This is a genomic window from Novacetimonas pomaceti (assembly GCF_003207955.1).
Classification (GTDB): Bacteria; Pseudomonadota; Alphaproteobacteria; order Acetobacterales; family Acetobacteraceae; genus Novacetimonas; species Novacetimonas pomaceti.
The window spans coordinates 360,404-374,987 of sequence record NZ_NOXG01000002.1 but is presented as its reverse complement, the minus strand read 5'-3'; the positions used below and the strand labels follow the sequence as shown (position 1 = coordinate 374,987).

General features: G+C 65.1%; 12 protein-coding genes. 6 read left to right on the top strand and 6 right to left on the bottom strand.

What is annotated here, in order from left to right; translation table 11 throughout:
• Positions 1–8: 8 nt before the first annotated feature.
• Positions 9–686 (top strand): HAD-IA family hydrolase, encoded by a 678-nt coding sequence (locus CFR71_RS04030; RefSeq protein WP_239020255.1) that lies wholly within the window; start codon positions 9–11, stop codon positions 684–686.
• A gap of 13 nt (positions 687–699) precedes the next feature.
• On the opposite strand, the gene gyrB is transcribed toward CFR71_RS04030, so the two are convergent.
• The 6 genes from gyrB to mutM all read right to left on the bottom strand — a co-directional run bounded on the left by gyrB (position 700) and on the right by mutM (position 8,717).
• Positions 700–3,168 (bottom strand): DNA topoisomerase (ATP-hydrolyzing) subunit B, encoded by a 2,469-nt coding sequence (gene gyrB / locus CFR71_RS04025; protein ID WP_239019244.1) that lies wholly within the window; start codon positions 3,166–3,168, stop codon positions 700–702.
• A gap of 99 nt (positions 3,169–3,267) precedes the next feature.
• Complete coding sequence (gene recF, locus CFR71_RS04020) at positions 3,268–4,392, bottom strand: DNA replication/repair protein RecF (protein ID WP_110527286.1); 1,125 nt, start codon at positions 4,390–4,392, stop codon at positions 3,268–3,270.
• 25 nt (positions 4,393–4,417) lie between these two features.
• Positions 4,418–5,542 carry a DNA polymerase III subunit beta gene (gene dnaN, locus CFR71_RS04015; RefSeq protein ID WP_110527283.1) on the bottom strand — a complete coding sequence of 375 codons (1,125 nt, stop codon included), beginning with the start codon at positions 5,540–5,542 and terminating at the stop codon, positions 4,418–4,420.
• A gap of 112 nt (positions 5,543–5,654) precedes the next feature.
• On the bottom strand, positions 5,655–7,103 hold the full coding sequence (gene dnaA / locus CFR71_RS04010) for a chromosomal replication initiator protein DnaA (RefSeq protein ID WP_110527617.1): 1,449 nt from the start codon (positions 7,101–7,103) through the stop codon (positions 5,655–5,657).
• 374 nt (positions 7,104–7,477) lie between these two features.
• Entirely contained in the window at positions 7,478–7,747 is a 270-nt protein-coding gene (gene rpsT, locus CFR71_RS04005) for a 30S ribosomal protein S20 (protein ID WP_110527280.1), read from the bottom strand.
• Positions 7,748–7,850: 103 nt separating this feature from the next.
• Positions 7,851–8,717, bottom strand: a complete 867-nt coding sequence (gene mutM, locus CFR71_RS04000) for a bifunctional DNA-formamidopyrimidine glycosylase/DNA-(apurinic or apyrimidinic site) lyase (protein ID WP_110527277.1) — start codon at positions 8,715–8,717, stop codon at positions 7,851–7,853.
• 29 nt (positions 8,718–8,746) lie between these two features.
• Here mutM and CFR71_RS03995 point away from each other — a divergent pair, with 29 nt between their 5' ends.
• The 5 genes from CFR71_RS03995 (at position 8,747) to CFR71_RS03975 (ending at position 14,350) form a co-directional block, all read left to right on the top strand.
• Positions 8,747–9,553: a class I SAM-dependent methyltransferase gene (locus CFR71_RS03995; protein WP_110527274.1), complete on the top strand. Its 807-nt coding sequence runs from the start codon at positions 8,747–8,749 to the stop codon at positions 9,551–9,553.
• Positions 9,553–10,785, top strand: coding sequence for a bifunctional phosphopantothenoylcysteine decarboxylase/phosphopantothenate--cysteine ligase CoaBC (gene coaBC / locus CFR71_RS03990; protein WP_165832029.1), 1,233 nt, complete (start codon positions 9,553–9,555; stop codon positions 10,783–10,785). Before CFR71_RS03995 ends, coaBC begins: the two co-directional genes overlap by 1 nt.
• Positions 10,782–11,243, top strand: coding sequence for a dUTP diphosphatase (gene dut, locus CFR71_RS03985; RefSeq protein ID WP_110527272.1), 462 nt, complete (start codon positions 10,782–10,784; stop codon positions 11,241–11,243). Before coaBC ends, dut begins: the two co-directional genes overlap by 4 nt.
• 74 nt (positions 11,244–11,317) lie before the next feature.
• On the top strand, positions 11,318–12,961 hold the full coding sequence (locus tag CFR71_RS03980) for an ABC transporter permease (RefSeq protein WP_239019253.1): 1,644 nt from the start codon (positions 11,318–11,320) through the stop codon (positions 12,959–12,961).
• Positions 12,962–12,970: 9 nt separating this feature from the next.
• Positions 12,971–14,350 (top strand): ABC transporter ATP-binding protein, encoded by a 1,380-nt coding sequence (locus tag CFR71_RS03975; RefSeq protein WP_110527269.1) that lies wholly within the window; start codon positions 12,971–12,973, stop codon positions 14,348–14,350.
• The last annotated feature ends 234 nt before the right edge of the window (positions 14,351–14,584 follow it).

Sequence of the window (14,584 nt, the reverse complement as noted above, 5' to 3'; positions counted from 1 at the left end):
AGAACCGGATGCTTTCCCTTCCCCCCCGCCTGGCGGTTTTCGACATGGATGGCACGCTGATCGACAGCCTGCCGGACCTGACCGCCTGTGCCTGTCGCCTGCTGCGCCATTACGGCCTGCCCCCTGTCACACCCGATACCGTGCGCCCCATGGTGGGCGATGGCGTCGGCATGCTGGTGCGCCGCCTGCTGGCCCATGCGGGCGAACCCGCCCGAAGCATCAACGCGGATGAGGCCGTCAGCCGCTACATGGCCGATTATACCCCCCATTCGACGGACCTGTCGCACCCGTTCACCGGCACCCGCGCCACGTTGGCTGGCCTGAAGGGCGCGGGATGGAAGCTGGCGGTCTGCACCAACAAGCCGGTCGCCGCAGCCCGCCACATCCTGCAGGTCATGGAACTGGACCAGTGGTTCGACGCGGTGGGCGGGGGCGACAGTTTCGCGGTGCGCAAGCCCGACCCGCGACACCTGCTGGGAACCATCGAAATGGCGGGCGGCGTCCCCGATCGCGCCATCATGGTGGGCGATCACCATAACGACATCGCCGCCGCAATGGGCGCACATGTCCGGGGCATCTTCGCCCGCTGGGGATACGGCGCGCCCGAGATGGAGGCCGGGGCCACGGTGGGCGCGGATTCCATTTCCGAAATCCCGCACATTGCCCGTGAACTGATCCCAGACTAGATCCGGCACGCCCTCAGACGTCGAGATTCGCGACCTTGAGGGCGTTGCCCACGATGAAGTCGCGGCGGGGTTCCACCACGTCGCCCATCAGGGTGGAGAAGACCTGCGCCGCGTTTTCCACGTCGCCCACCCGCACCTGCAGCAGCGTGCGCATGGCGGGATCCAGCGTGGTTTCCCACAGCTGCGCATCGTTCATTTCGCCCAGCCCCTTGAATCGGTTGATCGAAAGGCCGCGCCGCCCCTGCGCCAGGATGCGTTCGTAAACCGACGCCGGACCATTGAGCGGCAATGTATGGCTGTCGAGGGTCAGTTCCACCCCGCCACCGAAATCGGCGGCGATGCGGTCATGATGTTCCGAAAGCCAGCGGACCTCCGCGCTGCGCAGGGTGGCGGGGTCAAGGCGATAGACCTCCCCCACGCCGCGCACGCTGCGCGCCATTTCCAGCCCGTCCGCGCTTGCCGCGACCTTCCACCCACGCTCCGATTCGGGGGAGACGGCATCAAGCCGCGACTGCAGGTCGATGATCCGTTCCGGGATGGCGGACGGGTCCGCCGAAAGCGCCCCGGCAATCGCCGCCTGTTCCAGGATCCAGACAGGCGCGCGCACCGCAAGGCGCGAAAGCGCGCGCGCGACGTCACGGATGAAGCTGACTTCGGGCTGTATGGCCTCCCCCGTGATTTCGCGGCCATCGGCGTAACGCAGGCTTGCATGCGCCAGCGCCTTGTCGAGCAGATACTGCTCCAGCGCCGCGTCATCCTTGAGATAGCGTTCGTCATTGCCGCGCTTGGCGCGGTACAGCGGCGGCTGCGCGATATACAGATATCCCTTTTCAATCAGTTCGGGCATCTGGCGGAAGAAGAACGTCAGCAGCAGCGTGCGGATATGCGACCCGTCCACGTCGGCGTCCGTCATGATGACGATGCGGTGGTAACGCAGCTTGTCGATCGAAAAGCCGCCATGTTCCACGTCACCCCGGCCGATGCCGGTGCCCAGCGCCGTAATCAGCGTGCCGATTTCGGCCGAGCCGAGCATGCGGTCGAAACGGGCGCGTTCGACATTCAGGATTTTGCCCTTCAGCGGCAGGATCGCCTGGAACCGCCGGTCGCGTCCCTGCTTGGCGGTGCCGCCGGCCGAATCCCCCTCGACGATGAACAGTTCGGACTTCGCCGGATCGCGCTCCTGACAGTCGGCCAGCTTCCCCGGAAGGGAGGAAACGTCCAGCACCCCCTTGCGCCGCGTCAGTTCGCGCGCGCGACGCGCCGCCTCGCGCGCGGCGGCGGCATCCATGACCTTCGCCACGATCTGGCGCGCTTCCTTGGGGTGGGTTTCGAACCAGTGGGAAATCATGTCGGCCGCGGCCGCATGCACCACGGGCTGCACCTCGGACGAGACAAGCTTGTCCTTGGTCTGCGAAGAGAATTTGGGGTCCGGCACCTTGACCGACAGGACCGCCGTCAGCCCCTCGCGCATGTCCTCGCCCACGAGGGAGTGGGAATCCTTCTTGTTCGCGTTCGCCTCGGCATAGCGTCCGACAATGCGCGTCAGGGCCTGGCGGAAACCCGCCAGATGCGAACCGCCGTCACGCTGGGGAATGTTGTTGGTGAAGCACAGCATGGTTTCATGGAAACTGTCGTTCCATGTCAGGGCGAATTCGACCTTGATGCCGTTATCGTCGTTCTGCAGACTGCCGGTGATCGGCGGTTCCACGATCGGGGTCTTGCCACGGTCAAGCCATTCGACAAAGGCCGACAGCCCCCCTTCGTAATGGAACGATTCCTCACGCGCGGGGGTATGGCGTTCATCACGCAGGACGATGGCAAGGCCGGAGTTCAGGAAGGCCAGTTCGCGCAGCCGCCGCTCCAGCACCGAAAACTGGAATTCCACGATCGCGAAGGTCTCGGCGCTCGGCTTGAACGTGACCTGGGTGCCGCGCGCCTCGTCACTTTCGCCCACGACCGACAGGGGGGCCTCACGCTCGCCCGCGCGGAAGCGGATCATGTGCTCCTTGCCGCCACGCCAGATGCGCACCTCCATCCATTCGGACAGGGCGTTGACCACGGCGGCGCCCACGCCATGCAGGCCACCCGACACCTTGTAGGAATTCTGGTTGAACTTGCCGCCCGCATGCAGCTTCGTCAGCACGACCTCCGCCGCGCTGATGCCCTCTTCCTGATGCATGTCGGTGGGGATGCCGCGCCCGTCATCACGGACGGTGACGCTGCCATCGCCGTTCAGCGTGACGGTGCATGTCGTCGCATAGCCGGCCTGCGCCTCGTCCACGGCATTGTCGATGATTTCGAACGCCATGTGATGCAGCCCGGAGCCGTCATCGGTATCGCCGATATACATGCCCGGGCGCTTGCGCACCGCATCCAGCCCCTTGAGAACCGAGATCGAAGCCGCATCATAATCCGCACCTGTGACGGGAATATCCTCCCCCCCGGCATCGTGTTTCTGATCGGGATTGGATTGGTCAGACATGCCGGACAGATGCTCCACAACAGGGTCACGCGTTGAAGTGCGGTTATACATCGAACCCGCCCTTCCCACCAAGCTTTCCCGGCCATTAATCGCGGCGAATCAGGGAACTGAAACCAGATTGCCATCCCGGGGCATGACAAAGGCCGCCTGATCGCGCAGGGGCGCGAACTGCGCCGCATCGGTGCCACTCAGCATCACGGTGGTATCCAGACGCCCGATGGCGCGGAACAGGGCCGCGCGCCGTGCCTCGTCCAGGTGGACCAGCGGCTCATCCAGCAGGATCAGCGGCGCCTGCCCCCGCATCCGCGCGATCAGGCGGGCATGCGACAGGACCAGCCCCACCAGCATGGCCTTCTGCTGCCCCGTGCTGGAATGCGCGGCACCGCGTCCCGTCGCGCGGTCATGCAGCCGCAGATCGGTGCGGTGCGCCCCGTGCCCGGCACTTCCCCGCGCGCGGTCGCCGGAACGCGAGGCCGCGAGCCGCTCTCGCAGCCAGTCCTCCACCATCAGGGCGGGGGCATGGCGCAGGCGTTCCGCCACTTCGCTTTCCAGATGCAGGGTGGTGGCGGGGAACCCGTCGCACAGCGCCTCCTCATCCGCATTGAGCAATGCGACCAGACCGGCGCGGGCGGCCATGACGGCCACGCCGTGACGCGCCATCGCGTCCTCCAGCGCGCACAGCCACGCAGGATCGGCCCGCCCATCCCCCAGCAGGCGATTGCGCTGCATCATGGCATGGTCATAGGCGGCAAGTTCGCGCCCATGTCCCGGCTCCATCGCCAGGACAAGCCGGTCAAGGAAACGCCGCCGGCCGCCGGCCCCTTCCTGAAACAGGCGGTCCATCTGGGGCGTCAGCCATACGGCGGACAGGAAATCGGAAACACGCGCCCTGTTGCGCAATACCTCGCCATCCAGCCGGACGGTGCGGCGTTCGGGGCGGGCGGGGTCGGATCCGACCGCCAGTTCGCGCATCCCTTCCTCCACCCCGTCGGGCACATGGATGCGCGCCGCAACACCCCAGCGGGCGCACCCGTGGCGTGGCAGGTCCGCGACCCGCGCCCCGCGCAGGCCCCGTCCGGGCAGGAGAAGGGACACCGATTCCAGCAGATTGGTCTTGCCGCTGCCATTTTCCCCCACCACCACCGTAACCGGGGCATCGGGGGTCCATGACAGATGGCGGTAATTGCGAAAATCCGTCAGGACAAGCCGCGCAAGATGGGCCATACGCGCCCGGCGACCGATCGTGGCGTCAGACGCGCATCGGCATCAGCACATACAGTGCCGAGGGACGATCCACATCGCGCACGATGGTGGGCGCGGAGCTGTCGGAAAACGCGAACTCGACATTCTTGTCGATCTGGTCGGTGATATCGTTGAGGTAACGCGCCTGGAAGCCGATTTCGATCGGGCTTGCGTCATAGACGACATGGGTATCGTCCAGTTCCTCGGTCGCGGTGCCCTGATCCTGGCTGACGGCGGTCAGGGTCAGCAGGTTCTGAGTGACCGTCAGCTTGACCGGGCGGGAACGTTCCTGGCTGATCGCGGCCACGCGCGATACCGCGTCGGAGAAAATCTTCTTTCCCACATGCAGGATCTTGTCGTTGCCGGTGGGAATCACGCGTTCATATTCGGGGAAGGTGCCGTCGATCAGCTTGGACGTCAGGATCACGTTGCCGACGGTGAACTGGATGCGCGTATCCGACAGGGCGACGCCGATATGTTCCGGCCCTTCGTCCAGCAGCTTGCGCAGTTCCGTCACCGTCTTGCGCGGCACGATGACGCCGGGCATGCCCGCCGCCCCCTCCGGCACGTCGGTTTCCACGCGGGCAAGGCGGTGCCCGTCGGTCGCCACCGCGCGCAGCATCTCCCCATGCGGGGTCTGCGCGACGTGGAAATAGATGCCGTTGAGGTAATAGCGCGTCTCTTCGGTCGAAATGGCAAAGCGCGTCCGGTCGATCAGGCCGCGCAGCACCTGTGACGCGATGGTGAATTCGTGCGGCAGCGCGCCCGCCATCATGGAGGGGAAGTCATCGACATCCAGCACGTTGAGGCTGGTGGTAAAGCGTCCGGCGCGCAGGCCCAGCGGCGCGTCGCCCCCCGCCTGGTCCAGTTCGATCACCGCGCCGTCAGGCAGCCGGCGCACGATATCGCACAGCACGGCTGCGGGCGCGGTCACGGCCCCGTCACGCAGGATTTCAGCCGAAATCCCCTCCACCACCGCGATTTCCATATCGGTGGCCGTCATGGTCATCAGCCCGTCGGTGACGTTGATGAGGACGTTGGCAAGAATGGGGATGGTGTTACGCTTCTCAGCCACGCCCTGAATATGCATCAGCGCCTTGAGCAGGGTCGCGCGATCAGCCTTCAGCTTCATGTGTAACAAATCCTCCTTGCCCGGCAACGCGTTTCGTGACCGAAGCACGTAATGGGGGCAATAGGTCTAGCAGCCTGACGCAAATGCGAAAAGAGGGCGTTGAACGAAAATATCAGCTTTCGAGCATCCGGCGCAGCAATTCCACATCCTCGGCAAAAGCCGGATCCTGTTCCATAAGTTCCATCACGCGCCGCACGGCATAGATGACGGTGGTATGGTCGCGGTTTCCGAACTTGCGCCCGATTTCCGGCAGGGAGCGCGAGGTCAGCTGCTTTGACAGGTACATCGCCACCTGCCGGGGCCGCGCCACCACGGTGGAACGCCGGGCGGAAGACATGTCCGTCAGCCGGATGTTCCAGTGTTCGGCGACCTTGCGCTGTATTTCCTCGATCGTGACGCGGCGGTTGTTGGCCTTGAGGATGTCATGCAGCACATCCTGCGTCGCCTCCAGCGTCACGGGGCGGCCAAACAGGTTGGCATGCGCGATCAGGCGGTTCAGCGCGCCTTCGAGTTCGCGGACGTTCGAGGTGATCTTGTGCGCAAGGAATTCCAGAACCTTGGCGGGCACTTCCACCCCGGACGCGGCGGCCTTGGCCTCCAGGATGGAAATCCGCAGCTCGAACGTCGTGGCATGGATGTCCGCCACCATCCCGCACCCGAGACGCGTGCGCAGGCGATCCTCCAGCCCCGACAGGTCGGAGGGCGACTTGTCCGCCGAAACGACGATCTGCCGCCCCGCGTCAACCAGCGCGTTGAAGGTGTGGAAGAATTCTTCCTGCGTATTGTCCTTGCCGATCAGGAACTGCAGGTCATCGATCATCAGCACATCGACCGAACGCAGCTGTTCCTTGAATTCCATGGTGGACTGCGAACGGATGGCGGCGATGAAACGGTACATGAACTTTTCGGCCGACATGTAGGCCACGGAAACCCGTCCCTCGCGCACCAGTTCGGAGCCGATCGCATGCATCAGGTGCGTCTTGCCCAGACCCACGCCGCCATACAGGAACAGGGGGTTGAAGCCGGGGCTGGACGGGCGTTCGGCCACCCGCCGGGCACAGGCGTACGCGAATTCGTTCGGCTTGCCGACAACGAAGGTATCAAACGTGAAACGCGGGTCGAGCGGCGCGGCAAGGTCGCTGCGCACCTCGGCGGCGCGGGGTTCCTCGACCACCGCCACGACCTCGGCCACGGGGGGTGTCGCCGCTGCGGCGGACGCGGGCCCGGCGGATGGCGCGTCGCCATCCGTCGCGGGTGAGGCGCCACGCGCGACCTGAAGTTCGACGCGGCGGATCGCGGGGACTTCGGCATGCCACAGCGCGCCAAGGCGATCGCCGTACTGTCCCCGCACCCAGTCACGCAGGAAGCGCGTGGGAAGGTAGAGGGTGATTTCATCCTCGTCGACGGGGCCGACACCCATCTGCCTCAGCCAGGTGTTGTATTCCACCTCCCCGACCTCGGCCTTGAGGCGGGCGCAGATACGCGACCAGTGGATGTCGAGAATGCTTTTCTGGGCATTCGCTTCGGCAACCTCGTCATATCCTTCCAGTCCGCCCGTCATCTTCACTCCCGGCCATTCAGGGACATGACAGTCCGCGCCCGCGAAATGCCTGTTCAAAATTAACACATCCCCCCAACGCATGCGGACACGTTCGCGTTTTCCGCGCATGCCTGCACGAAAACCCATGCGCCGACGGATCAGCGCCCCAGCCGCTACCGATGAGGATGACCCCGAAGTTAGTGCAGGGAATCGGAGGAAGCAACGGGAATCTGACCAGCCGCCGATCAAAACCGAGTCCGCGACGGAAATACGCAATAATGAGGAGTAGATGACAAATAAAAAGGACCACACCTTGCCGGAATGACATGATGCGGTCCCATTTATTACGCGAAATTATTTATTCCGCGCGCACGCTTATTTATCCAGTAAATGGATCAGGCAGCGGCAAGCGCCTTGATACGCGCGGACAGGCGCGAAATGCGGCGTGCCACCGTGTTGGCGTGCATGACGCCCTTGCCCACAGCGCGCTGCAGTTCGGGCTGCGCCGCGCGCAGGGCGACGGTGGCGTCTTCCTTCTTGCCGGCCTCGATCGCGGTCTCGACCTTCTTGACGAAGGTGCGCACGCGGGAGATGCGGGCGGTGTTGCGCGCGTTACGGCGCTCGGTCTGGCGGATGCGCTTGCGCGCGGATGCGGTATTGGCCATCGTTCTCAGTTCAGCAAAAAATCAGGTTACGGCGGTCCGCCACCCGATAGTTGCGGACATCCAGATATCAGGATCGCGGTCTAGTCCACACTTTCCCCATCCGTCAAGACAAGTCTTCGGCTTCCGCCCCGACTTCCTGGCGCATGGGACAGAAAAATGAGGACCGTCCCGCCTGCGTGATCCGCATGACACCATCGCATGCCGGCGGGCCGGGACATTCGGGACATCCCTCCCCCGCCCGGCCATAGACACGCCACGCATGCTGGAAATAGCCCAACTCCCCATCGGGTTTCACGTAATCACGCAGACTCGACCCGCCAGCGGCGATCGCCTCGGTCAGGACGTCGCGGATGCTGCCCACCAGCGCCCCGCACTGCGCCGCGTCCAGGCTGGCGGCCATGCGGGCGGGATGGATGCCCGCGCGGAACAGCGCTTCGGAGACATATATATTACCCAGTCCCGCGACGACCCGCTGGTCCAGCAGCAGCGACTTGATCGGGGTACGTCGCCCTGCCGCCGCGCGCGCCAGTCCCACGGCATCGAACCCGTTGCCCAGCGGCTCCGGCCCCATGCGCGCCAGCAGCGGGTGGGCGCCCACGTCCTCCGTGCGCACCAGGTCCACGACCCCGAAACGGCGCGGGTCCACCAGCCCGCATCGCGCGCCCTGATGCGTCAGGATCAGCAGGTGTTCGTGCCGCGCCGCCGGCGTCGAGATGTCGGAACCCAGCACGATCCGCCCCGACATCCCCAGATGCACCAGCAGCGTCCGCGCGTCGTCAAGATCGACGAGAATGTATTTCCCCCGTCGCCCGAACCGCGTGATCACCCGGCCACGCAGCGAGTCGCCCAGTCCCGGCGGGAAAGGACGACGCAACCCGTCGCGCCCGGTCGTGGCAGTTGCAATCTTGTGACCTTCGAGGTGCAATCGCATCCCGCGCATCACAGTTTCTACTTCAGGGAGTTCCGGCATGGCGGGTTATAAGGTTATATCTCCCGATCATGAGCGACAATAGCCACCATACCCAATCCGCCCCTTCCCCGTCCGATGGCCCCACGCCGAGCGGACATCCCTCCGGCACGACCGATTTCGGCTTCCGTCACGTTCCCGTCACGGAAAAGAAATCCATGGTGCGCGAGGTGTTCGACAGCGTCGCGGGCAAGTACGACATCATGAATGACGTGATGTCGCTTGGCATCCACCGGGCATGGAAAAAGATTTTCGTCACCGAACTTGGCCCCCATCCCGACCTGCGCCTGCTCGACCTTGCGGGGGGGACGGGCGACATTTCCTTCGGCTGGCTGCGTGGCGGCGGTGGTCCCGCCATCCTGTCGGACATCAATGTCAGCATGCTGGCGGTCGGACGTGACCGCGCGCTGTCACGCGGGCTTGTCTCCGGCCTGAATTTCGTGGCGGTCGATGCCGAGGCGATTCCCATCGCAGACTGCTCCGTCGATCGCGTCTCCATCGCGTTCGGGCTGCGCAACTGCACGGACAAGCTGCAGGTCCTGCGCGAGGCACGGCGCGTGCTGCGGCCGGGGGGACGTTTCCTGTGCCTCGAATTCTCCCGCGTGCAGGTCGCGGCCCTGTCGCCCATCTATGACGCATGGTCGTTCCAGGTGCTGCCCCGCATGGGCGCCGCCATCGCCGGGGACCGCGAAAGCTACCAGTATCTGGCCGAAAGCATCCGCATGTTCCCCGATCAGGAAACGCTGGCGGACATGATGCGCGAAGCGGGGCTGGAACGCGTCTCCTACCAGAACCTGTCCGGCGGGATCGCCGCCATCCATTCGGGCTGGCGCATCTGATGAAGGGCGCGCGCCCGTCCGTCCTGCTGGTGATCTGCGGCGGGATCGCGGCGTTCAAGGTGCCGGAACTGATCCGGCGCCTCGTGGAACGCGGCGTGCAGGTCCGCACCATCCTGACCCGCGCGGGCGCGCGCTTCGTCACCCCCCTCACCCTTCAGGCACTGACGGGCGAGCGGGTTTCCGAAGACCTGTTTTCCCTGACAGACGAACACGAAATGGGGCATATCGCCCTGTCGCGCGCCAGCGACCTGATCGTCGTCTGTCCCGCCACGGCCGATATCCTGGCCCGCATGGCCAATGGCATGGCGGACGACCTGGCGACCACCGTGCTGCTGGCGACCGACACGCCCGTCATGGCAGTGCCCGCGATGAACGTGCGCATGTGGCTGCATCCCGCCACCCGCGCCAATGTCGCGACGCTGTCCGCGCGCGGCGTCACCTTTGTCGGGCCGGAAGAAGGCGTCATGGCCTGCCATGAAACCGGGCCGGGCCGGATGAGCGAACCCGCGGCCATCGCGCAATCCGTCATGGCTGCCCTGCGCCCGGCGGCCAGCCTGCCGCTGCATGGAATGCGCGCGCTGGTCACGGCGGGGCCGACGCATGAACCCATCGACCCGGTGCGCTACCTCGCCAACCGCTCTTCCGGGCGGCAGGGATACGCGATTGCCGACGCGCTGGCGGCCATGGGCGCGCAGGTCACGCTGGTCAGCGGACCGACCGACATCGCCCCCCCGCCCGGCGTGACGCTTCATCGCGTGGAAACGGCGCAGCAGATGCTGGCGGCGTGCGAAGCCGCGCTGCCCTGCGACGTGGCCGTCTGCGCCGCCGCCGTGGCGGACTGGCGCGTGGCGCAGCCGGGAACGCGCAAGATCAAGAAATCCCCCGGCGCTCCACCGCCGAGCCTGACGCTGGTGCCCAATCCCGACATCCTGGCCCACCTGTCGCGCCCCGGCCCGGCACGCCCGCGTCTGGTGATCGGCTTTGCCGCCGAAACCGACGACGTGCGGGACAACGCGGCGGCGAAACGCCTGCGCAAGGGCTGTGACTGGATCGTCGCCAACGACGTGCGGGCGGAAACCGGCATCATGGGCGGCCATGAAAACGAGGTCACGCTGATCACGGCCACTGGCACGGAACACTGGCCCCGCACATCGAAGGATGCGGTCGCGCGCGGACTGGTGCATAAGATTGTAACAGAAATCGCCCCTTCCCATCATGGAGCCCCCGCATGAGCCAGCCTTCCCTGCCCATCCGTATCCGTCGCCTCGCGCATGCGGCGGGACTGCCGCTTCCTGCCTATGCGACGCAGGGGGCTGCGGGGATGGATCTGGTCGCGGCGGTGACAGATCCGGTCACGATATGGGCGGGTGGACGCGCGCTGATCCCGACCGGCCTGTGCATCGCGCTGCCTGCCGGGTACGAACTGCAGATCCGGCCGCGTTCCGGCCTTGCGCTGAAACATGGCATAATGCTGCCCAATTCGCCCGGCACGATTGACGAGGATTATCGCGGGGAAATCGGCATCATCATGCTCAATACCGGCACGGATCATTTCGTGGTCGAACGGGGCATGCGCATCGCGCAGGGCGTGCTGGCCCCGGTCGTGCGCGGTGTCTGGCAGGAATGCGATACCCTTGACGACACGGCGCGCGGCGCCGGTGGATTCGGCAGCACGGGAACGACAGGGTGATCGAACCGACCCTTACCGCCCACAGCCTGCGGGTCCGTCCCAATCTGTTCGACCTCGTGGGGCTTGTCATCCTGATGGGGCTTGGCGTGGCGATGGCGACGGTGGGGCGGCACATGCTGGTGCCCCTGTCCCCCGCCACGGCGCAGACGATCCACCTCGATCCGTCATGGCTGCCGGGATATGCCCTGCGCACGACGTTCCGGATGTTCGCGGCCCTGCTGGCATCACTGGCCTTTACCTTCACCTATGCCGTATGGGCGGCGAAAAGCCGGCGGGCGGGACAGATCCTGATCCCGGTCCTCGATATCCTGCAGTCGGTGCCCATCCTCGGGTTTCTGACCTTTACCGTCGTCTTCTTCCTCGGGCTTTTCCCCGGCCAGATGATGGGGGCGGAACTGGCGGCGATCTTCACGATCTTCACCAGCCAGGCGTGGAACATGGCCTTTAGCATGTACCAGTCGCTGCGCACCGTGCCCGCCGACCTGGAGGAAGCGGCCCGCTGTTTCGGCCTGACGGCATGGCAGCGGTTCTGGCGGCTGGAGGTGCCTTTCGCCATCCCTTCGCTGGTGTGGAACGCAATGATTTCCATGTCCGGCGGGTGGTTCATGGTCGTCTATTCCGAAACGATCACGGTGGGCAGCACGGATATCGCGCTGCCGGGAATCGGTTCGTATGTCGGCACCGCGATCGCGCACCGCGACCTGCTGGCGATCGGGTATGCGATCGTGACCATGCTGATCGTCATCCTGGCCTATGACCAGCTGCTTTTCCGTCCCCTTGTCGCATGGTCGGCGCGTTTCAGCGTGGAGGACACGCAGGGCGAGGCCGCGCCGGACCCATGGGTCCTGGCGCTGCTGCGGCGCACGTCGGTGCTGCGGCGGATCAGCGACGCGCTTGGCCATGCGCTGACCTCCATCGGCTGGCTGCGCATCGGGCGCGCGCCCTCCGACATCGGGCCATCGCATGTTTCGGGCCGCGTGCTCGATATCGCATGGTGGGCCTGCCTCGGGCTGTGTGTCGTCATCGCCGGTGAAAAGGTGGCGGGCTATGCCGCGGCACACTTCACCGTGTCGCAGGTGCTGCATGTCGCGGGGCTGGGTGGCCTGACGCTGGCGCGGGTGCTGGTGACCCTGCTGGTGGCGTCGCTGATATGGGTGCCGGTGGGGATCTGGCTGGGTCTGGATGCACGCCGGGCGCGACGCGCGCAGTTCGTGGCGCAGTTCATGGCCGCCTTTCCCGCCAACCTGTTCTTTCCGCTGTTCGTGCTGTTCATCGTGCGCTTCAACCTCAACAGCAATATCTGGCTGACGCCGCTCATGCTGCTGGGAACGCAGTGGTATATCCTGTTCAATATCGTGGCCGGCGCATCTTCCTATCCCACCGACCTGCTGGAGGCCGCGCGCAATTTCCAGGTGCGGGGCACGCTGTGGTGGATGCGCGTCATGCTGCCGGGTATCGTGCCGTTCTTCATTACCGGCGCGATCACCGCGTCAGGCGGGGCATGGAACGCCGCAATCGCCACGGAAATGGCAAGCTGGGGTTCCACCACCCTGCGCGCGCAGGGGCTGGGGGCCTATATCGCACAGGCCACGATTGACGGCGCGACGGACCGCGTCGGGCTGGGCATGGTCGTGATGTCCATGTTCGTCCTGCTGTTCAACCGTCTGGTCTGGCGTCCGCTGGCCAATTACGCCGCGCGTCATTTCACCTTCAACTGAAAGCATACGATGCCTTCGCCTTCCGCAGCCCCCGCACCGACCCCGACTCCGGCCCCGCAGAGCGAGACACTGGTCCGGATCATCGACTGCAAGCAGGCCTATCACAAGGAAAGTGCTACCGATCTTGTCGTGCTGGACAATGTCAACCTGACCCTGCGATCCGGCGAAATCGTGGGGCTGCTTGGACGCTCCGGGTCTGGAAAATCCACCCTGCTGCGGATCATCGCGGGGCTGCTGACGCCGACATCGGGCGAAGTGATCTGGAAGGGGAAGAAGCTGACCGGACCGGCCGCAGGTGTCGCGATGGTGTTCCAGTCATTCGCCCTGTTCCCATGGCTGACGGTTCAGAAGAATGTCGAACTGGGGCTGGAAGCCAAGGGCGTCGCGGCAGCGGAGCGCGAGGAACTGGCGGAACGGGCCATCGACCTGATCGGGCTGGGTGGTTACGAAAATGCCTATCCCAAGGAACTGTCGGGCGGCATGCGCCAGCGCGTGGGGCTGGCCCGCGCGCTGGTGGTGCATCCCGACCTGCTGCTGATGGATGAACCATTTTCGGCGCTGGATGTCCTGACGGCGGAAAACCTGCGCACCGACCTGGTGGAGCTGTGGTCGGAACGCAAGCTGCCGATCAAGTCGATCCTGCTGGTGACGCACAATATCGAGGAAGCGGTCCTGATGTGCGATCGCATCCTGATCTTCTCGTCCAATCCCGGACGGGTGGCCCATGAGCTGAGCGTGCCTTTCGACCATCCCCGCAACCGGGAGGACGCGGCCTTCCGGCAGTTCGTCGACCGCATCTATGCCCTGATGACGCGTCGCGCGCCCGTCGTTTCCGAAGCTGACCTGACCGATACGGGCGCGCAGGGGACAAGTGCCCCGATCGAGGCCATCGCCCTGCCGCGCCTTGCGATCAATACCATGGTCGGCATGATGGAAACGCTGGCGGCCGACCCGCTGGACGGGCGCGCCGACCTTCCGCTTCTGGCCAGCAGGCTGCAGCTGGAACTCGACGACCTGTTCCCACTGGGTGAATCGCTACAGCTTCTGGGCTTCGCGGAGCTGGAGGACGGGGATATCCTGCTGACGCCCGAAGGCATGCGCTTTGTCCAGAGCGAGCATGACGAACGCAAGCAGATCCTGTGCCACAGCCTGCTGCATAACATTCCGATGGTGCGCAGCATCCGCTCCGTCCTGGATGAACGCCCCAACCACCGCGCCAGCGCCGAGCGTTTCCGCGACGAACTGGAAGACAGCATGTCGCCCGATTATGCGAAACAGACGCTGCAGACCCTGATCGGCTGGGCACGGTATGCCGAACTGTTCGATTTCGATGAGGAGGCGGACCAGCTTTTCCTTGATGACCGCGACAGGGCGAATGGAACGGTCTGATGCCGTCACGATCAATGGAACTGAACGCGTCCGTGCAGGACTGAAGCAGTTCCGGGATATTGCAACATGCTACGGCAGGCTGAAACCAGCCTGCCTCGCGGCCATACGCCCGTCTTCGGCATCATCTGGGCTTAACTGATGGCACGATCCGGGGCCTGACGCGCCGGACAGCGCCATCCATCCGCACCGATACCCCCATCAGTCCTGTCATCGGGTAACGCCCCATGCCATCGC